This window comes from Butyrivibrio sp. ob235 (assembly GCF_900109475.1).
GTDB lineage: Bacteria > Bacillota > Clostridia > Lachnospirales > Lachnospiraceae > Butyrivibrio.
Genome location: NZ_FOBE01000007.1, coordinates 127,205 through 146,758 on the forward strand (window position 1 = coordinate 127,205; position 19,554 = coordinate 146,758).

Consider the following 19,554-nt stretch of genomic DNA (forward strand, 5'->3'; position numbering starts at 1 on the left):
GTATTTCTCTCCTTCTCTGAAAATCGGTATTAGTCACCAAGCACATCCTTAAGTAAGATGTGGTGTTTTCTGAGTGTCTGGCCTACTTCGTAGCCATCGTCATACTTGTCAGCACCTTCATACTCACTAAGGAGATATCCTTCGTAGCCGTTTTCTGCCATTACCTTGATAACCTCGCGGTAAGGAATTGTTGTCTCCTCAAAGTCATCACTCATGTTGATGAACTTAGCGTGGCAGCAGTAAATGTAAGGAAGAAGCGGGATGATATCCTCAGGCTTGTTGGGTGTGAAGTTGGGATCTACCCACTCACCGGGCTTGAACTCTGTACGGAAAACAGAGAAGTCAATGTTAAGTCCGAAGTTCTTGGTTCCTGTCTCCTTTATGAAATCAACGAAATCTGTCACAAGCTTGCCCTTCAGGTTGGAAGGTGTGTGAATCTCAGGGCACATCTGGATTCCGAGTTCCTCAGCAAGCGGAAGTGCTCCCTTGATGATCTCTCTCCAGTTATCAACAGGCTCAAGAAGGTCGTTGATAACGGGCATCTTGGTTCTCATAACTGTAAAACCAAGGCGGTGTGCGAGACGGATGTCTCTCTTAAGCATCTCAACAGACTCTTCTGTTGTAAGATCTCTGTCACCGAGAACGTGGCTGTCGATCCAGTTACCGTACTCAACAGGAACGATCTCATACTTCTCGCAGAGATGATGCCATTTCTCAACCCACTCATCTGTGGGATAAGGATAGTTTTCGATATGTGTATTTGCAAGAATCTCAATACCATGAGCTCCCATGTCATAGAGATCTTCGAAGCAATCTTCAAGTGTTTTGGTAAGGCCAAACTCTGCTGAATAGCTGTAAAGAGCTACGCCGCGCTTGGGGCCTTTTTTGTTATACTGATACATTTTGAATATTCCTTTCTTTAATGTTATATCCCCTCATCCGGCACTTCGTGCCACCTTCTCCCTTGGGGAGAAGGCTTAAGGTGTTTTTATTCGGGCTTGTACTCGTCGAAGTCGTATGTGATTACGCCGAAGTCTGTCTTCTGCTCACGAAGAGCTATGGACTTGGACATCTTCTTGATCTCTTCAGCTGTTACGCTGCGGCCAAGTTCATTTGAAAGCATAACACCCTCTGACAGGAATGCTGTCTGCATTGCGATATAGGGTGAGTCAATTCTTGTCTCATCTGTGAGATCTCCGCGGAGGTATGAATACCACTGAAGCTGGTTGTCGTTGTACATAGCCATCTCAGGGTGAAGAGCGAGCTCCTGCATACCTGTAACGTCGTCGATTGCACACTCAAGCTTTGTATCAAAGAGGCGACCCTTTTCATCAACACCGAAGTACTGAAGTCTGGGCTTCTGAAGAGCACCGCCGCCTACGATCTGTCCGCCTTCCGGAACAGCCATGGGGCCACCTGTCTGGTCAACGTCTGTAAACTTAAGTCCGCCGAGTGAACCAGCGATGAAGCTTGTTCCGATCTCATCCATGTGAATAGCCCAGTCTTCATAGATATCCATTGAAAGGCCGTTCTTGAAGCGAGCGATTGCAACTGAAAGATCTTCAACAGGTGTGTGGCAGTCTACTGCATCGTCGATTGCCTTATCTCTCCAGTAATCACAGGTTGTTGTGCCGTATACGCTCTCGAGCTCAGGCATGCCCATTACATAGAGCATCTGTGCGATGTGATATATACCAAGGTCGAAAAGAGGTCCGTGTACGCCTACGTTAGGATCTACGAAATCACGGCTGAAGAAAGGCATATCATAGCCGGGTCGTCCCTGACGTCTGTGTCCAACTGATCTGCAGTGGTAAATCTTACCAAGCTTTCCGTCAGCGATCATTTCCTTAGCAATTCTTGTCTGAGGGTTGTAGATTGAGCTGATCTGGATAGCGAGCTTCTTACCATACTTCTTCTGTGCATCGTAGAGAATCTTTGCATCAGCATAGCTTGCTGACATGGGCTTCTCTGAATAGCAGTCAAAGCCTGCTGCCATAACAGCTGTTGCAACAGATGTGTGAAGGTTGTTGTGTACACAAACTTCTACTTCATCGATGTCGTCTCTCTTAAGCATTTCTCTGAAATCCTGGTAGAGGCAATCCTCTGAAAGGCCATACTTTTTGCCCCAAGCCATAAGCTTGTCCTTGTCAATTTCAGCAGCAGCTACTACGCGAAGATTCTGTCCTCTCTTGTTGAGGTTCTCGATAACTGTCATGTGACGGTGTGAAATCATTCCGCAACCGATGATTGCAATTCTTAATTCCTTAGGTGTGTTCATTGTTTTCCTCCCTTATTTAAATGGAAATTATTTTTCCGTGAATGTACTGTTTATTGTTTTATATAATTCGATTTACCATCCGAAGATCTTGAGGTACTCGCGGCTTCTTCTTGCACACTCAAGTACGTCTGCATCGTAGTGCTCATCCTGCTCAACGATTACCCATTTTGCATTAGCCTTAACTGATGCCTCGAGAACGGGCTCCCAGATCATCTGGCCGAATCCAACGGGGCGGAATCCGAAGTATCCTGTATCTCCCTCTGACTCCTCTTCCTCGATTCCGATGAGCTTGTACATGTTCTTAACTTCACCCTTCTTGATGTAGTCCTTAAGGTGTACGATCGGGATTCTGTTTGAATACTTCTCGATGAACTCAGGTGCCTGGCCTGTTGCAACATCGCACCAGCAAGTGTCAAGCTCACACATGAGATTGTCGTGGTCAATTGCTTCGAACATTGCATCGTATCCGTATCTTCCATCAGGAAGCTTTACAAACTCGAAGTCGTGATTGTGATAAAGGAATGTCATTCCTGCATCGTGGATTTTCTTTCCTACTTCATTAAGAAGGGGAAGGAACTTTTCAAATCCTTCGGGATTAACCGGTCTGTACTCCTCAGCCATGTAAGGCATTACAAGGTACTGAACTCCGATCTCCTTGTAGTCTGCGATAACCTTATCAAGATCATCCATCATGTCAGCGAATGCAACGTGTGCACTTACGGGTGTAAGACCAACCTCTTTAAGTGTCTCTCTTACGAAAGCGGGCTCAAGTCCGTAAAGACCTGCCAGCTCAACGCCGTCATAACCGAACTCCTTGATCTTTGTCATTACGTTCTTGAAGTTCTCAGGTGTGTTCTCCAGAAGATCACGAAGACCGTATACCTGGATTGCAACAGGAAGTTTGCTCATTTTTATATCCTCTCTTTTCTTATAAAATACTCTCCCGGTACCGCCTCGATGCGGTATCTTATGTGTTACATGCAAGGCTTTGTTCCTTGCGTTTTTGTTATCTTATGGTCTATATATTATCGTTTTGAAAAGAGCTCCTCTTTGTTCAGATTTCTAAAAAAGGCACAAATATTGCAATAAAAAAGTGCATGCAAAAAATGCATGCAACAAATGAGCAACATATGTTTCATTTAATAACAGGGATAAGACTCAGCAATCAGAGCAGCGGCTCACGAACTCTTTGAATATCCGTCTGCTGTTGTCATCCTTTTTATATGAAAATTCCGGGTGCCACTGCAATGCCCACACAAAGCGTTTTCCCGGTAGTTCCACAGCTTCTGTCAGGCCATCCTCTGATACTGCCATTACTTTTAAGGCATCGGCAACTTCTTTTACCGCCTGATGATGATAGCTGTTTACGCTGATTCTATCTGACTGAATCAACTTATGCAGCCCGGATCCTTCTATAATATTTACTTCGTGAACAGGCACATCATAAGGTGGTTTCTGGTGATGCTCTGTCTCTGAAGGATGCTGTTTCCCCAAATCCTGATAGAGCGACCCTCCCAGATATGCATTCAGAAACTGAATACCTCTGCAAATTCCGAGAACAGGGATATCTTTTTCCAGTGCCTGCCCCAACAGCTCTTTTTCCATGCTGTCTCTTGCCTCGTAGCAGACAACAGAATTATCAAGCTTCTCTTCTCCATAAATCTCCGGGGACACATCCTGTCCGCCCGTCAGAAGAATTCCATCCACGGTATCAAGAAGCTGACGAATCGTCTCTTTATCTGAAGTTAACGGCAGCATTATCGATATTCCGCCTGCCTGCGTTATTCCATCCATGTACCCCGGAAGCATCCATAAGCTATCTTTTTCATCATCAAAAAGCGGCGATACGCCAATTATTGGTTTTCTCTTATCTATCATCTCATTATCCCCTTTATCAATCCGTCCTGTCTTACTTCCTATTATAAATAACAAAAGGCAAAGACCACGTTCGTTCTGAAAGCGTCTTTGCCTCTTTTCATAATAATATCATATTTTTTGCATTGTTTGCATTTTCTTCACACGTCTACTTCACAGATAGTTTTTTATCGGGCATCTGTGTTCTTGACTTTTTCACTTATTCCACAGATGATTTTATTCCCGGATTCTGCGTTTTGTGCTCATTTACATATTCCACAGATGACTTTAACTACCACTATCTGTGCTTTTGGCCTCTTTACATATTCCGCAGATTCTTGTTATCATGCACATCTGTGTTTTCAATGAAAGACATCCTTTCACAGATATCTAAGAATAATTCATCTGTGAGAATAGACAAATTATCCATTCCACAGATTCCTAATATTTTTTCATCTGTGAAATAATCAAAGTATTCATTAACACAGATTTCCTACCAAAAATACATCTGTGAAATCCGACCAATAAGCTTTTCCGCAGATTTCCACATAACAATGCCACACAAAAAGGACCAGGCATCTATAATTTGCAAATCATAAATACCAAGTCCTTAAGATAATTCATGTATTACACAGCTACGATCCCCAATCCCCATTAAGCTTTAATCATAAAATGTCACTGTATTTCCTGCAGGAACATATACATTTTTCTCGCCATAGGAGAACCACAGTGCCTTGGAGGTCGGATTCTTGCACATAGTCATATCAGTGTTGAAAATAAGCTGACTGAATGCATGGCAGTAATCATATGCTTCGATGTTGGTACAATACCAGATATCGTCGCGGCCGCCAATATACTCAGCGAACTCCTCGATCACGTTCCAGTTGTCGAACTGTTCGAACTCATAGGTGTGTCCCCAGAGATAGAAGAACATCGGATCCCACCAGTCCTTGGTCTCGACAAACCTCTTTGCAAGATTCATAAGCTCCGGATCAGCGTGGTGGCAGGTTGCAGGCAGTCTCATCCAATCCTTGGGAAGATGGAAATCATGTGTTGCCTCCACCGTTCTCGCATAGCAAATACCGCAATTCTTAAGAATCTCCACACTTGTATCATCATAAGCACCATAAGGATAAGCGAAGCCTCTTACGAAGGTTCCGAAAATCTCCTCAAGTTCCTTTCTGTCCTTTGCAATCTCCTCGGTCGCAATATTCCCGGGAAGTCCCACAAGCGATGCGTGAGTGTAGGCATGCGCTGCAATCTCCCATTTACTCTTAGCATAAACCTGCTTCGCACGGTTAAGAGGCATGCGTCTGTGAATTGTGCCGGGCTCGTACTTCACATCCTCCGGAGGAAAACAACCGCTGTTAAGGTTAAAGGTTCCCTTCAATCCGTTCTTTTCTACTATTTCAATAAACTTTTCATCCTGCTCTACACCATCGTCATAGCTTAAAGTAAGCACCTTCGGAAGGCCTCCGGGAAAGCGCATTATCATATTTGCCATAGTTCCTTCTCCTTTTTTCTATATAATAGCAGCATATTCCAAATAAGAAAGAATGCCGCTTGCGGCATTCTCGCGCCGAGCGCGGTTGCATTTATGCAACATATTCCTTTCGCGCGAGTGCGCATCCTCACGGAGTGTTTTTATATCATAGGAAAGCAATTTCCTATGATATAAAAAAGCCATATATGCTACATATTAATGTAACATATACGGCTACTGTGTTCTTGGGCATTATTGTTATGATAATGCCAATTATTGCTTTTAAACTCCTTACTCTGCGAGCATCAGAACAAGCATCAGCATAACGCCGAAATACGTCATCATAGTTGCAGTCATAAGTATCGGAGCGAAGTATAGAATGCGATTGTGTTTCATGATATCCCCCTACTATTAACACTTTTTTCAAGCATCGCTACCCTTATAATTTATCACCCCGTGTCCTACAAAAAGTCGTCAAGACAATTACTTAAATTCTTTAACCCCAAAGGATGAAAAGACGCATTGTCTGAAGGCATTAAGATCAGCAAAAGTGCGGTCTGAGAGCATCTGCGCTCCGATGTTACCGATGGCTGTTGCTTCCGAAGGGCCTGCATAAATCGTCTTGCCGGTTGCCCCCGCTGTCAGCTTATTCAGATACTCTGCGTTTGATCCGCCGCCTACTATATTTATGGAGTCAAAATGCTTCCCCGTAATCTCTTCGATTTCTTCTGCTGCCTGTTTGTAGCACGCTGCGAGAGATCTGTAAATCACGCGCGAAATCTCCCATGGCGTGACAGGCACCGGTTGACCAGTTCTGTAACACTCATCCTGAATCGCCCTTATCATGGACTTAGGCGCAAGGAAAAGTTCGGAGTTGGCATCAACTATGGAATCGATTGTCTCCTTTTCAGCTCTTGCACAGAGATTTGCAAAGGAATAATCTGCTGCCTCCGCGTTATCACTGCAACCATCCCCGGAAGTATAGTTGTAGCCTGCCTCAAACTCCTTCTTCACGGACTGTATCATCCAAAGGCCCATGATATTTTTTAGGAATCTGTATCTGTGATCGTATCCTCCCTCATTAGTAAAATTAGCACTGCGCGCTGTTTCCGAAGTGTTCGCTTTTTCCAGCTCACACCCAAAGAGCGACCACGTTCCGGAGGAGATGTATAGAACATCCTCCGAGGTATTCGGAACACTCATGACTGCGGCGCCTGTGTCATGCGTCGCAGGTAGGATGACCTTGCAGTTAAAGCCCACTTTTTCCTGAATCTCTTTTGAGAGGTCACCCACTTCAGTTCCGGGCATGGAGAGCTTTCCGAATAATTTTTTAGGAAAACCGAGTTTTTCAATAAGTTCGATGTCCCACTCGTTGGTTTCCGGATTTACAAGCTGCGTGGTGGTTGCATTGGTGTACTCCTGCCTTTTAACCCCTGTCAGCAGGAAGTGCAGATAGTCGGGAATCATCAAAAGTGATTCTGCCTTTTCAAGATTCTCGGGCTCCTTGGTTTTGCAAGCCATAAGCTGGTAAATTGTGTTGAAAATAGCCTTCTGAATTCCGGTGCGCGCATAAAGATCTTTTTCGGAAATAATCTTATAGACCTCACCGTCCATTTCTTCGGTTCGGCTATCTCTGTAGGCATAAGTGCTGCCAATGATGTTGTCGTTTTTATCAAGGAGAACGTAATCAACGCCCCAGGTATCGATTCCCATGGAGGCGGGTGCTTTGCCCATCTCATGACACTTCTTCATGCCGGTAAGGATCTCTTCAAAAAGCCTCCCTGTGTCCCAAACCTTGTGACCGCCTTCGTCATCCATACCGTTGTAGAATCTGTGTATTTCTTCATATTGAATTTTGCCGTCTTCGATCCATGAAAGGATATGGCGTCCCGAGGAGGCGCCTATATCGACGGCTAAGTAATATTTTATATTCATGTTGCTATACCCTTTGTTTAATGCCCTCATCCGGCGCTTCGCACCACCTTCTCCACTGGAGAAGGCTCTTATATGTTAGCGCTCCCCGATTATGTTGCTCTTTTTCTCGTAGAGGCAGTCTTCGTTTACCTTGATTCCGAAGGGTTCATTGAGAGCCCTGAAATCATCGGGTTCGATAGTCTGACGCTTTGTGTTTGTCATGGACATAACCTTGACGAGGACCTCTGCTGCCTTCTCTACTGTGTGCATAAGTCCGAAGGTGATGTCGAAATCAGTTCCGCAGGCGAACATGCCGTGGTGTGCCCAGATAGCTACGTCCTGCTTTTTCATGATGTCGGAGGTTGCAACCGCGATGTCGCGTCCGCCGGGTACCATCCACGGTACAACGCCGATTCCGTCAGGGAATACAACGGGGCACTCTGTAGCCATCTCCCATATCTCTCTTGTGAAAACTTCACCGTCAAGAGGGAGTACATAAGTAAGTGCAATGGTATTTGCAGGATGGCAGTGGTAAACAACTCTGATATCTGCGTTTCTCTTCTTGCACACTTCGAGATTCATGAGGTGTGAAGGAAGTTCGGAAGTAGGTCTTCCACCGTTCACAAGTCCCCACTGGATCTGGTATTTCTCGCCCTTGTCGTCCACTTTGATGATGCAAATATTTGCTGCGGGATCGATCTCCACGTTTCTGAAATATTTGCCTGAGCCTGTGACCATGAAGTATTCGCCTGCAAGATCAGGTACGGTGGTTCCGATTTCTTTCCACTCTCCGTCTTCCTTAAGGTCTTCCTTTACTGATGCGATTTCTTCATCTTTTATTCTGTAGCTAAGGTTACCGCCGTTTCTCTCGTGCCAGCCCTGGTAGAAGCCGTCTACACACATGCGGCAGAAACCTTTTGCAAATTCTGAATTAAGTACTTTCATGATATATTTCCTTTCTTTATGCTCTTTTCGTGAGCACTTCGTCCTCGTATTTCTTGCAGGCGTCGAACCACTCGTCTTCTGTGGGAACGCCCATCTTCTCGCAGTAGTAATCCCAGACATCTCCGACAGGCATCATTTTGATGCGCTCCTGAAGTGACATGAGCTCTGTGAAGTTGCGCTCATTCTGAAGTGCACACAGCTTTTCATTAGGCTGAAGCTCTGCGTTCAAAAGTGCCTTCAGGAAGTTTCTCATACCATTTGTCCATGCAGATACGCGGTTTATGCTGGCATCGAAATAATCCATTCCGATAAAGAAACGGTCGGGGCCGTTCTTAACGATCTCCTGCGCGATTTCCTTCGCGTCGTCATTGTATATAACAACGTGATCGGAATCCCAGCGAACAGGTCGTGTTACGTGAAGTGCCATCTTTTCATTGAATAGAAGCATTGATGAAAGCTTGTCTGCAACATTCTCTGTGGGATGGAAATGGCCTGAATCGATGAGGCACATGATTCCGTTCTTAGCTGCATAGCTTAAATAGAACTCCTGTGAACCTACTGTTACTGATTCCATGCCGATTCCAAATACCTTGGACTCAACTGCAACATATACCTTACTCTTGTCATAAGGAGTAGCAAGAATCTGATCAAGTGAATCCTTCAGGCGCTTTCTCGGTGAGATTCGATCCGGAATCACATCCTTGAAACCATCGGGAATCCAGATATTCATCATGCAGGGTACGCCGGTTTCTGTTGCAAAGTACTCTGATATCTTAAGGCATGCAATGCAGTGATCTACCCAGAATTTTCTAACAGTCTCATCCTCGGATGAAAGTGTTGCATTCTCTGCCATAGGATGAGAGAACATTGTGGGATTGAAATCAAGGCCAATGCCATGCTTCTTTGCAAAATCTACCCAGGCCTTGAAGTGCTTAGGCTCTAATTTATCTCTGTCTACCCATTCATCACCTTCAAATACTGCGTAGCAGGCATGAAGATTGAGCTTATGTTTTCCGGGTACAAGTGTGAATACCTCATCTATATCCTGCATGAGCTGCTCAGGTGTTGTAGCCTTATACGGATAATTTCCTGTTGTCTGAATTCCTCCGCTAAGAGGTCCCTTCTGATCAAAACCGACTACATCATCACCCTGCCAGCAGTGCATTGAGAGACTGATTTTTTCAAGTTCGCTGATAGCCTTATCTGTATCAACGCCAAGCTTTGCATAACGCTCTTTTGCTGCTTCATATCTTTCCTTAACTATCATTTTTTATAACCTTCCCTTTCTTCCTATCCTTTTACAACCCGAATAATTATTTAGAGAATGCTAAAAACTCTCGTCTTTAGCATCTTGGAATTATATTAAAACTCCCATACGTAATTTTTAAGGTCCAGGTGTGAAGAAAAATGCGTCCTTTGTTGCAGATAGCAATCATTCATGATAAGTTAGCAATATAGAAACGCAAGGAGACCTGTCATGAACAAAGAACTACTAGACAAACTCAGCGTTATCACTGATGAAGAACAATCAATTTTAGATGGTAACGAGTATATAAACCGCGACCTGTATTACGCGCCAGAAACGTCCAAACACGCAGATGAGATTGACTCAGCGAGGGTATTAAAAAACGGACGCCTTATAGATATGCGTCCGCATGTGCGCTTTATTCACTTTCCGAAGCATACTCACAACTATGTTGAGTTCATTTATATGTGCAATGGTACTACAAGACATATCGTGGATGGTCAGGAAATTATTCTGAAAGAAGGCGATCTTCTTTTCCTGAATCAGCATGCCACTCAGGAAATATATCCGGCAGGTGAGAATGATATTGCAGTTAATTTCATGATACTTCCGGAATTTTTTGATGTGGTGCTTCCTATGATGGGAGCTCAGCCAAGCGCCCTTAGAGACTTCATAATAAGCTGCCTCACCAGAAAGGATTTGACCAGCAACTACATGTATTTTAATGTTTCGGATGTTCTTCCCATTCAGAATTTAATGGAAAACCTGATATGGAATATGCTGAACTCCGACAAAAACAACAGAACCATAAACCAGGCCACTGTGGGACTTCTTTTCCTTAATCTCACAAATCATTCTGAGCTTATTCATATTGCTTCGAATTCCTATGAACAGGAGATAACGCTTAAGCTCCTCTCCTATATTGATACATCCTACAAAACCGCATCTCTTAAGGATTTTGCAGCAACAGAAAAAGCAGATGTATACACAATTAGTCGCATAATAAAAAAAGAAACAGGCCACACCTTCAAGGATTTCCTTCAGGAGAAGCGCCTTGAAAGGGCCTGCTCTCTTCTTGTTCGTTCAAATGCACCTATTGCCGATATCGCTATCTCTGTAGGCTATGACAACACCAGCTTTTTCCATCGTCTGTTCCGCAGAATATATGGCTGCAGTCCCAGAGACTACCGACTGGCTAATCACAGTTTTATACAGTGATTAAATATCCCCTCTACTATCTTAGTGCCGATCTGCTGGTCACCGCCAAGTGGGCCTGAATTATAACCGCGTACAGGAAGATTTGTTGCATCAGTTATCATACGAGCCGTTGTACCTGTTCCGCATAAAAAGTGCTTTGAAAGAATATCTGCATTATTTTTTCAAAAGAATTTTAGTATGTTATGATATAGCCATGAAAAAATATACGACTTATGGAAAATTCCAAAATGAAATGAATTCATATTACAAGCGCACAGGTATGAAGATTCAGTTTACCGAAATGATGCAGCGCATGAATGAAAAGGGGCTTCTTAGTACATCGCCATCTTTTTTCAGGCTTCCTGCAGATGCCCTGTCAGTAAGTGATGATGAATTTGATAAGCTTGTGGATAATATACCTCTTCATTATGATGTAGAGCATGCAATAAATTCCTATGTAGGTGAGGAAAAAATCATTCCTCAGTTTTATGATGTCTTCACTATTCGTCATCCGCGATTTACCAGAAATTATGCTCACAGGCATAATTATTTTGAGCTGGATTTTGTGATAAAGGGTGCGGGCACTCTGTATTTTGAGGGAACTGCCCATAAGATGCACGAAGGTGAAGTATGTATAGTTGCTCCGGGCTCCAATCATGACTACATCATAGATGATGAAACCAGCATAGTTTATACCGTTTGCATCAGGAAAAGTACCTTCGAAAGTACCTTCACTTCACTTATGCTTCATCAGGATCTTTTGTCAGGATTTTTCAGGCACATCCTTAGAAATGAGGATAGGCCCAATTACCTTATGCTCTTTACTGAAAACAATATGGAATGCAGAATTTTCCTTCGAAAGCTTCTGATCGAATCAGAGGCTCCTGACGGGTATAGTAACAACTGCTGTATTAACATAATCAATTTATTTTTTGCTAATCTTCTCCGAAACTACAGCAAGACAATATCCTTTTACAACTATGATATTGATTCTGATTTTTCACTTGTACTGCAATATATTCAGCACAACTATCAGACACTTTCGTTGTCCTCTCTTGCCGAGTTTTTTCACTATTCGGAGCCGCATCTTTGCACACTCATAAAGCAGAATACCGGAAAAAACTTCACGGATCTTATTAAGAATCTTCGTATGCGTGATGCAGTAAATCTGCTTATAAATACCGACCAGAAGGTAAATGAAATAGCTGAAGAAATAGGGTATAACAGCGCCGATCATTTTTCCAGGGTATTCAGAAAAACCTATGGCTGCTCACCGGCCGATTTCAGAAAGTCCAATAAAAAGGACAGCCCCTTCATTCCATTCTCACATGAGTAATGTAAATCAAACTTCACACACTGAAAAAGGAACCGAGACCGTATGCGGACTCAGTTCCCTTTTTTCTTATCAAACAGCCTTCTTCAGACTATTCTCACTGTCCTCAGCATGCATTTTGGACTTCATCTCTTCTATCTCTTTCTTGTAGTGCTTGATTGGTCCAAATACTACACAGAGAATAACAATGCTTCCTGTAATGCTGGGTGCTCCGAACTTGATGAAGTTAAGAGCAAACATAGCTGATTCGGGCTGTTGTCCAATGGCACCTGCCACATACCCTGAAGCTGCAAGGATTGCCAGTATACCTGAATTAGTAACCGTGTTACCACATTTCTGTGCAAATCCCTTGATTGATGAAACAAGTCCGTTTGCTGTTTTTCCTTCCTTGTACATGATGAAATCAATAGTATCATTTACAAGAATGTTAACCAGTGCGTTCTGCATAGCTCCTGTTACAGATGCGAGGAAGGTAAGCACGCAGAGGAAGATAAAGTTTGTCTTTCCAAAGAAGAAAAGAACTACATATAATGCTATTGTTGTCACCTGAGAGAAGCAAAGTGCTCTCTGTCCGGTCTTAAATACCTTAAGAACGATAGGCATTGCAACTACCATTGAAATAAGTGCGCCGATTGAAATAACACCCATGTATGCACCTATAAGGTCAGGTCTCTGGTAATAATACATCATGTAGTAAACTGATGATGAAAACATAAGTCCATATCCCATTGAAGCCATTACCCAGGCAATGATGTTAGGATATACTTCCTTGTGCTTTAATACCATTCCAATTCCCTTAAGAGGATTCTTTTCAGGCTTTGCAAGATATCTCTCCTGTCCCTTTGAAGCCTTAAAAAGTCCCCAGAAGGAAATAAATGAAAGAATACCGCAAATGATCATGTAGGGCACATAGCCATTTGAAAATCCAAGGCTGTTAAAGAAGCCTGTGATGTTTGGAGTAAAGGTGTTACCTACTGTAAATGCTGCGGCACAACATCCTGCTCCCATTGTGATTATCTTATTTCTCTCGCCGTCATTCTTAACAGCTGCAGGAAGAATTGCCATCTGAGGCATTGTGTACATAGTAACTGTCATTCCGTAGCCGATGTACATAATAAGAATGTATGCAGCCTTAGCCGTAGTATTTGTAAAGCCCCAGTCTACCCAGACCATAGTTGCAAAGAATGTAAGCAGAACCGGTGCAAACAGGAAGTAAGGCCTGTAACGTCCCATCTTTGTATGTGTACTGTCAGCGATCACACCCATCATCGGATCGTTTATCGCATCCCAGAGAGTTGCTATAAACATTATTACTGAGCATATAGCTGCCGGAATCCCTAATGTATCCGTCATATAAACAGACAGATAACTTGCCAGTACTGCAGCTACCATCATCGCGCCGCCGTTTACGGAAGTAGCATGGAACCATCTAAAGGCACCACCGACTTCTGCTTTATTTGTAGAATTACTATTGTTCCCCATTGTCCTTCTCCTTTTCATGTTTTTTAAATGTGGTAAACAATGTTTTTTGCTTTGTGAGATTATAATAGCAAGGTAATACTTCCTGCTCCATGTAATATGTTTATCTATATCCGACATTTTTTAATATGCATAAATATAAATAAAAATCCCCAATAATAATCCGGCCTAATATTTTAGATTCCGGACAGTTATCGGGGAAACTCCATTATATTACATGATATCTCGAATTATTTAATTTTCTATCACAGTACTATTTCAGTTTTAATACCTGAATCTATACCTGCCTTGAGAACGACTTTTTTTCCCGGTGTCTTACGGACAATAGCCAGAGCACGTCCATTCCAGGTATTTGAAGTATTGCTACTATAAGGCTCCTGCTCTTTGGGATTACCTGATCCAAAGCCTAAAAGCTCAGCGTCACCTTCAAGCTCAAGCGTAATACTCTGATCAGAGTTTATGAAAACATCTCCATCAGAGTCCTGAAGAGAAAGATTCACGTATACTATCTCACTATCTTCCAATATATTTCCATCTACCTCAGCAAAAAGCTTCATATCTCCCACTGCAGTAGTTAGCTCATATTCGCCTATGTTCTCGCCATCTTTGTATGCCACAGCTTTTAAGGTTCCCGGCTGATAAGTTGTTTCAAAAAGAGTTCTGCAGTTATCCCCTTCCACAACCTTTTTCTTTCCTATGGATTTTTCATCAAGGAATAATTCCACCTCATCCCCTGAAGAATAAACCTCAACCACAACCGGCTTATTTTCATATCCGCTAAAGGTCCATCCTGAAACAGTATCACTCATTACCCAGGGTGTCTTTATCAGTTTCTCGCCATAGTGTGCGGGATCCTGAACTGCTATATAAGGAGCTTTTCTTAGTCCGAAAACAATCTCCCTGTAATATGATAAAGGTCTTCTAAAGCCTGTGATATCAATATCTCCTGTATAAGCAAGCTTAGCAGGGAACTGTGCGCCAAAGCCGCCCTCACCGAATTTATATGCAGGAATTCCTACGCCTGCTTCTCCCAGGTAGTCCCAGCCTGTCCAGGTGAAATCTCCGATAACCTGAGGGTATTTTGTAACCTCTCTCCAGTTTACAGCAATCTCAGGAGGATAGGTTTCACTACCGACAATAACACGGTTAGGAGCCTTTTTGGCATCAAGGCTGTAACGTGCTGTCATGTAGTTATAACCTGCTATGTCAGTTGCTGCACAGGCCTTGTCCAGACGCTTTGTGATCTCAGGATGTACGACAATTTTATCCATGTACTTATCCATGATAGTCATGAAATCATTTACGTTTATGGAATCATCACCATCTTCTACAGATGCAGCAACATCTGCAGTAATCTTAGGCACAGCATCTCCTGCCGCAAACACTCCGTTTATTGAAGCAAGGGTATATCTGTTAGGATCCAGCTTGTGGCAAAGTCCGCTGATTTCTGCAGCAAGCCTTGCGCCTTCATCTGTTCCGATCTCAGGAATTTCATTACCGATTGAATACAGAATAACGGAAGGATGGTTGTAGTCCTTCATGACCATCGCTTCCACATCACGCTCCCACCAGTCCATGAAATACAGATTATAGTCATAGTCTGATTTTGCCCTGGTCCACATATCAAAGGCTTCATCCATGATATACATTCCGAGTTCATCACAGGCCTTTACAAGTGCAGGTGCCGCAGGGTGATGAGACATTCTTATGGCATTAAAGCCGGCTTTTTTTAATATAGCAACTCTTCTGTATTCAGCTTCATAAAAGGTCTTTGCCCCTAAGATTCCACTGTCGTGGTGAATGCAGGCTCCACGAAGCTTAACACTTTTTCCGTTCACTCTAAGGCCATGCTTTGCATCAAGTCTCAGCTTTCTGATACCGAAGATCTCCGTTTCATCATCCAGAGATTCTCCGCAGCCTGTCTGCCCGTCATTCTCTTCCTCTGCTTCGAACACCGTAACTTCAGCCTTATAAAGTGCGGGATTTTCATCAGACCAAAGTGATGGCTTGTCTACATATAATCTTGAAAAAACAGTCATCTCAGAATTAGCCTTAGCGCTGATTACCTTTTGATCGGAAGCAATAAGCTCTCCATTCCTGTCCAAAATTCCAAAGCTGATAACAAGGTCTTTTGGCGCTATATCCGCATTCCTTACAGATGCCTTAAGATGTACTGTTGCCTCTTCTTCATTACATTCTTCAGTAGTTATCAGGAAGCTGTTTTCCTTTATATAAGTATTATCCGCTTCAAGAAGGTATACGTCTCTGTAGATTCCGGAGCCTGTGTACCAGCGGCTGTTCTGACATGCATTGTTTCTCACCTGAACGCGAATTTCATTCTCGCCCTCTTCCTTTAAAAACTGAGAAATCGGAACTGTGAACTCTGAATATCCATAAGGTCTGTTAGCAGCAAGCTGACCGTTAACATAGACAAAGGTATTCATGTAAACACCCTCAAATAAGAGCATTATATTCCTGCTTCTGTCACCCTTTTTTGATTCAAAAAACTTCACATAAGTATAGGAACCACCATCATAGAATCCTGTATTGCCGCCATTAAGCGAATCAGCATGGGTCTCTGTCTCTATCATCGCATCATGGGGAAGTGTAATTTTTCTCGCATTTTCAGGAATGCTCCACACTAGAGCAAAGGCATTCTTGCTGTTCCAGAAAAGCCAGTTATCGTTCCATTTTGTTTTTTTCATTATGTTCCACCTCTTAAATACTGCGTTATGCACAAATTAGTCTGTTCATAAGTAATTCTATAATTTGAGGTTTAGATGGAACACTTCTTAATTTGCGGAGAATCCGACATTTATTAATATAAAAATAACAAATAATTAATACACGATTTATCCCCATTACGCTATATCGCTTAAAATATAATCATGTTACTACAATCTACAATGGAGGATTATACTATGGCGAATAACGGACTACAGCAGGAAGCAAAAAAAAATGCGTCCGACATCTCCGGAATGATGGAGGGTATTGTTTCCTATTACAATGCGTATGCCGATACACTTCAGGTTTCAGACTACGCAGATGATGCTGCAATCTTAAAATCCTTGGAACCCGGAATGAAAGCCTATCCCGGAGTAGTCAGCGATGTATACCTTGCCTTTGGTAAAGATTACTTCTATGATGGCGGCGGTTGGGTTCCTGACGAAGGCTCTCTCAGGAGAAGCGAATAATTCCAAGAGTGCATCAAGCGACCTGAATTACCAGGCCGATGAACAGTCAAAGGCCATGCAACAGATACAGGGTGCTATGGATGATATGGCAGACGCTGTGACAGAACTTGCCAATCAGGCAACAACCCTTGCCCAGGAGGTATCAGACCTCACAGGCAAGAGCCAGCGGACAAGAGATGTCATGGATTCTCTTGTTACTAAGGCAAAAGACGGACAGCGAGACATGGAAATTGTCCAGAATGGTATGACAGGAATATCACAATCAATGTCAGATATGAACGAGGTTGTTTCGGTAGTTGGAGAGTCCGCCCAGAAGATTAACTCAATCGTAGATATGATCAATTCCATCTCCAGCCAGACTAATCTCCTGTCACTTAATGCATCCATTGAAGCTGCAAGAGCAGGTGAAGCAGGAAAAGGTTTTGCCGTTGTTGCACAGGAAATTGGACAGCTTGCGCAGAACTCTGCTGATTCAACCCAACAGATATCTTCCATCATAAAGGATATCACTATTCAGATTGAGGAGCTTTCACGCAAATCTCAATCCAACATGGATGAGATTCGCTCTAACATGGATGCTGTTGATACTGCAGGCGCTACCTTTGAAGAAATCTTCAAGAATCTTGACGAAACCAGCGATATTGTTGGAGAAATGATATCCAAAGTCGGCAGTGTAGATGAAATTGCAACCTCTATGGCAGCCATTTCAGAGGAACAGTCAGCAAGTACTCAGGAAGTAAGTGCTACCGCAACACACCTCACATCCAGCGCTGAGATGGTTGCAGAGAATTCTAAAGGTGTTGATCACAGTGCTACCGCTGTAAGTGATTCTTCAGAAGAAATAGAAAACCTTATAAATGTATTTAAAGTATGAAAATGATGTAGGTGTCAAAAGTACCTTTTGACACCATATGATATACGAATTGCTCCATGACTAAAGTCATTTTCGCAATTCTGCAAATATTCGGAAACCGCTAATTTACTGCGTAAATTGCTTATTCCTCATATTTGTTCGGGTCATAAAGTCAAAATGCTTAACATGCAAGCATGTACGCATTTTTGACTTTTGACACCCATATCATAAAAATAATTTATATCCTATTTAACATAAAAGTGCCTCGTTACCAGAATACTTTTAAGGGTGACGAGGCACTTTATACTATAACTCACTAACAACCTGGTTTTTGCCATTTCGTTTACCATAGTAGAGCTTTGCATCTGCCTCCTCCATCATGTCAGAGATTGATTTGCCCTCTTCGCCCCATCTGAAAACATGAACTACCTCCACCGACTCTGCGTCGGAAGAGGTTTCTGTTATGCCGCAGAGCGGCATGAACCTTTGGGATGCTTAACGCATCCCAAAGAACAGGGCATGTCCACTATGCCTCTATCCCATTGGGTTACCTTTGGGAATACTTTTCTTAAGATATTGGCAGCTCCATTTATATCTGCATTTGTTATTGTTCCATCGTAGTGCCTGTACAGTCCTCTTTTTATCCTTCTTCCTGAAAAAGAGTATTCTTTATTCTTCCCTTTTTCATACATGGGAATCGGATCCATGGCAAGAAAATCAGCCTTCGATGTATAGCTCTCCTCGGTCAGGGCAAATCTTATACCGTATTCAGCAAGCTTATATCTTAGCATATCTGCAAATATCAGCATTGGTATCTGCACAAAATTCTGGTTACTGATATGCCCCATATCCGCTTCCTGTTTCTGAAATACGTTATGCCCCATCACTACTGCATCTACGTGGTTATCCCTCGCATAGTCTGCTAGCTGTCTGCTTATCTTATGGAACTCATCCTTTATGCGCCTGTTGCGCTTTTCAGTGAGTATGTTCATTTTCCTGGTGCGGTATCTGTTATTGCACTTCATGGCACATGATGAGAGCCGCCCCATTTCTTTGTTGTAGAACTGGTTTACTGACTTTATCAGTCCGCCCTTTACCACAAACGGTTCTGCTCCAAAGTTGTTCGCTACAGCTGCTATATTGTCCGTACCCGGATCTATCGACATGACCCTGATATCGGAAATGTCATCTTTTGATGAAAGAGATCTGAGAACACCCTTGTCATCCAAAGGCTCTATACCCACTGTTAAGACATCGATCACCACATCCATCACAAAGTCCTTACCATGTGGTTTTATCCGTACTTCCTTAAGTTTCCCCTCGGGGAAGTCCCTGCCAAGTCTTAAAGTCTTAGCTGTCCCGGGGAAACGTATATAGGAATCTTCCTTTATCCTGCATATCTGATTCGTAAGGATGGCAGTCTTGTATTTTCCCTGGCGTACATAACCCGGCATACGGGGACGCCCCGTAAATGCAGATGGTGTCTTGGCGTACGCCTTCACTGCTTCAAAAAACGACTTGTAATCCCTAAGAAGGAGCTTAAGTATCTGCTGGTTAGCCTGAGATGGAATACCATAGTACGCCTTATCCCTGGTACTCTTCAGAAGATAATCAAGGGCATTATAAGAAAGCCATGAACCAGCTGCATGATATTTTGTCCCTTCAAGGGTTTCACTTACAAGTTTATACACCTGCATCTGATTGGGAAAAAGAGGCCTGTAAGAGTCAAATGCCTCTATGGCAGAAGCATACTGTCGGATGATGAAATTCGCCCTGTT

Annotated in this window: 16 protein-coding genes and 1 pseudogene; 4 read left to right on the forward strand and 13 right to left on the reverse strand. The window is 43.0% G+C overall.

The window, feature by feature from the left end; all coding sequences use genetic code 11:
- Positions 1 to 29: 29 nt before the first annotated feature.
- From BMW61_RS07775 to BMW61_RS07810, 8 genes are all read right to left on the reverse strand, one after another.
- Positions 30 to 902, reverse strand: a complete 873-nt coding sequence (locus BMW61_RS07775; protein WP_022762114.1) for a sugar phosphate isomerase/epimerase family protein — start codon at positions 900 to 902, stop codon at positions 30 to 32.
- Positions 903 to 988: 86 nt separating this feature from the next.
- On the reverse strand, positions 989 to 2,278 hold the full coding sequence (locus tag BMW61_RS07780; protein WP_022762115.1) for a Gfo/Idh/MocA family protein: 1,290 nt from the start codon (positions 2,276 to 2,278) through the stop codon (positions 989 to 991).
- A 72-nt stretch (positions 2,279 to 2,350) separates the two neighbouring features.
- Positions 2,351 to 3,187 (reverse strand): sugar phosphate isomerase/epimerase family protein, encoded by an 837-nt coding sequence (locus BMW61_RS07785; RefSeq protein WP_091820807.1) that lies wholly within the window; start codon positions 3,185 to 3,187, stop codon positions 2,351 to 2,353.
- A gap of 249 nt (positions 3,188 to 3,436) precedes the next feature.
- The gene (locus tag BMW61_RS07790) at positions 3,437 to 4,156 is read right to left on the reverse strand and encodes a gamma-glutamyl-gamma-aminobutyrate hydrolase family protein (protein WP_091820785.1); all 720 of its coding nucleotides are present in this window, start codon (positions 4,154 to 4,156) and stop codon (positions 3,437 to 3,439) included.
- A 637-nt stretch (positions 4,157 to 4,793) separates the two neighbouring features.
- Positions 4,794 to 5,636 (reverse strand): polysaccharide deacetylase family protein, encoded by an 843-nt coding sequence (locus BMW61_RS07795; RefSeq protein ID WP_091820787.1) that lies wholly within the window; start codon positions 5,634 to 5,636, stop codon positions 4,794 to 4,796.
- 462 nt (positions 5,637 to 6,098) lie between these two features.
- Positions 6,099 to 7,550 carry a rhamnulokinase gene (rhaB, locus tag BMW61_RS07800; RefSeq protein ID WP_091820789.1) on the reverse strand — a complete coding sequence of 484 codons (1,452 nt, stop codon included), beginning with the start codon at positions 7,548 to 7,550 and terminating at the stop codon, positions 6,099 to 6,101.
- A 75-nt stretch (positions 7,551 to 7,625) separates the two neighbouring features.
- Positions 7,626 to 8,474, reverse strand: a complete 849-nt coding sequence (gene rhaD, locus BMW61_RS07805; RefSeq protein WP_022762121.1) for a rhamnulose-1-phosphate aldolase — start codon at positions 8,472 to 8,474, stop codon at positions 7,626 to 7,628.
- A gap of 16 nt (positions 8,475 to 8,490) precedes the next feature.
- Positions 8,491 to 9,741: an L-rhamnose isomerase gene (locus BMW61_RS07810; protein ID WP_026497991.1), complete on the reverse strand. Its 1,251-nt coding sequence runs from the start codon at positions 9,739 to 9,741 to the stop codon at positions 8,491 to 8,493.
- A 210-nt stretch (positions 9,742 to 9,951) separates the two neighbouring features.
- Between BMW61_RS07810 and BMW61_RS07815 the strand changes: the two genes are divergently transcribed.
- Positions 9,952 to 10,938, forward strand: a complete 987-nt coding sequence (locus BMW61_RS07815) for an AraC family transcriptional regulator (RefSeq protein ID WP_091820791.1) — start codon at positions 9,952 to 9,954, stop codon at positions 10,936 to 10,938.
- A gap of 8 nt (positions 10,939 to 10,946) precedes the next feature.
- Here BMW61_RS07815 and BMW61_RS22900 read toward each other — a convergent pair.
- Positions 10,947 to 11,087: pseudogene (locus BMW61_RS22900) on the reverse strand (methylglyoxal synthase); the annotation flags it as partial.
- A 44-nt stretch (positions 11,088 to 11,131) separates the two neighbouring features.
- Here BMW61_RS22900 and BMW61_RS07825 point away from each other — a divergent pair.
- Positions 11,132 to 12,253, forward strand: coding sequence for a helix-turn-helix domain-containing protein (locus tag BMW61_RS07825; RefSeq protein ID WP_091820809.1), 1,122 nt, complete (start codon positions 11,132 to 11,134; stop codon positions 12,251 to 12,253).
- A 69-nt stretch (positions 12,254 to 12,322) separates the two neighbouring features.
- Here BMW61_RS07825 and BMW61_RS07830 read toward each other — a convergent pair whose 3' ends face one another.
- Positions 12,323 to 13,732: an MFS transporter gene (locus BMW61_RS07830; protein WP_091820793.1), complete on the reverse strand. Its 1,410-nt coding sequence runs from the start codon at positions 13,730 to 13,732 to the stop codon at positions 12,323 to 12,325.
- A 242-nt stretch (positions 13,733 to 13,974) separates the two neighbouring features.
- Positions 13,975 to 16,434 carry a glycoside hydrolase family 2 TIM barrel-domain containing protein gene (locus BMW61_RS07835; RefSeq protein WP_091820795.1) on the reverse strand — a complete coding sequence of 820 codons (2,460 nt, stop codon included), beginning with the start codon at positions 16,432 to 16,434 and terminating at the stop codon, positions 13,975 to 13,977.
- Positions 16,435 to 16,650: 216 nt separating this feature from the next.
- Between BMW61_RS07835 and BMW61_RS07840 the strand changes: the two genes are divergently transcribed.
- Together BMW61_RS07840 and BMW61_RS07845 are read left to right on the forward strand one after the other, a co-directional pair.
- Positions 16,651 to 16,923, forward strand: a complete 273-nt coding sequence (locus BMW61_RS07840; protein ID WP_091820797.1) for a hypothetical protein — start codon at positions 16,651 to 16,653, stop codon at positions 16,921 to 16,923.
- Positions 16,871 to 17,797, forward strand: a complete 927-nt coding sequence (locus tag BMW61_RS07845) for a methyl-accepting chemotaxis protein (RefSeq protein ID WP_175475130.1) — start codon at positions 16,871 to 16,873, stop codon at positions 17,795 to 17,797. Before BMW61_RS07840 ends, BMW61_RS07845 begins: the two co-directional genes overlap by 53 nt.
- Before the next feature lie 285 nt (positions 17,798 to 18,082).
- On the opposite strand, the gene BMW61_RS22270 is transcribed toward BMW61_RS07845, so the two are convergent.
- Both BMW61_RS22270 and BMW61_RS07850 read right to left on the reverse strand, forming a co-directional pair.
- A complete protein-coding gene (locus BMW61_RS22270) occupies positions 18,083 to 18,256 on the reverse strand; it encodes a hypothetical protein (protein ID WP_207650179.1) in 174 nt (57 codons plus the stop codon).
- Positions 18,238 to 19,554 (reverse strand): RNA-guided endonuclease InsQ/TnpB family protein (locus tag BMW61_RS07850; RefSeq protein ID WP_091820801.1); only part of this gene is annotated, 1,317 nt, incomplete at its 5' end. The genes BMW61_RS22270 and BMW61_RS07850, both read right to left, overlap by 19 nt.

What these genes read in the sequence shown, in the direction of transcription:
- BMW61_RS07845 (WP_175475130.1), top strand. Translation starts at nt 16,871, where the DNA reads ATGATGGCGGCGGTTGGGTTCCTGACGAAGGCTCTCTCAGGAGAAGCG.
- BMW61_RS22270 (WP_207650179.1), bottom strand. Translation starts at nt 18,256, where the DNA reads ATGCCGCTCTGCGGCATAACAGAAACCTCTTCCGACGCAGAGTCGGTG.
- BMW61_RS07785 (WP_091820807.1), bottom strand. Translation starts at nt 3,187, where the DNA reads ATGAGCAAACTTCCTGTTGCAATCCAGGTATACGGTCTTCGTGATCTT.
- BMW61_RS07825 (WP_091820809.1), top strand. Translation starts at nt 11,132, where the DNA reads ATGAAAAAATATACGACTTATGGAAAATTCCAAAATGAAATGAATTCA.
- BMW61_RS07835 (WP_091820795.1), bottom strand. Translation starts at nt 16,434, where the DNA reads ATGAAAAAAACAAAATGGAACGATAACTGGCTTTTCTGGAACAGCAAG.
- BMW61_RS07840 (WP_091820797.1), top strand. Translation starts at nt 16,651, where the DNA reads ATGGCGAATAACGGACTACAGCAGGAAGCAAAAAAAAATGCGTCCGAC.
- rhaD (WP_022762121.1), bottom strand. Translation starts at nt 8,474, where the DNA reads ATGAAAGTACTTAATTCAGAATTTGCAAAAGGTTTCTGCCGCATGTGT.
- BMW61_RS07790 (WP_091820785.1), bottom strand. Translation starts at nt 4,156, where the DNA reads ATGATAGATAAGAGAAAACCAATAATTGGCGTATCGCCGCTTTTTGAT.
- BMW61_RS07810 (WP_026497991.1), bottom strand. Translation starts at nt 9,741, where the DNA reads ATGATAGTTAAGGAAAGATATGAAGCAGCAAAAGAGCGTTATGCAAAG.
- BMW61_RS07815 (WP_091820791.1), top strand. Translation starts at nt 9,952, where the DNA reads ATGAACAAAGAACTACTAGACAAACTCAGCGTTATCACTGATGAAGAA.
- BMW61_RS07795 (WP_091820787.1), bottom strand. Translation starts at nt 5,636, where the DNA reads ATGGCAAATATGATAATGCGCTTTCCCGGAGGCCTTCCGAAGGTGCTT.
- BMW61_RS07780 (WP_022762115.1), bottom strand. Translation starts at nt 2,278, where the DNA reads ATGAACACACCTAAGGAATTAAGAATTGCAATCATCGGTTGCGGAATG.
- rhaB (WP_091820789.1), bottom strand. Translation starts at nt 7,550, where the DNA reads ATGAATATAAAATATTACTTAGCCGTCGATATAGGCGCCTCCTCGGGA.
- BMW61_RS07830 (WP_091820793.1), bottom strand. Translation starts at nt 13,732, where the DNA reads ATGGGGAACAATAGTAATTCTACAAATAAAGCAGAAGTCGGTGGTGCC.
- BMW61_RS07775 (WP_022762114.1), bottom strand. Translation starts at nt 902, where the DNA reads ATGTATCAGTATAACAAAAAAGGCCCCAAGCGCGGCGTAGCTCTTTAC.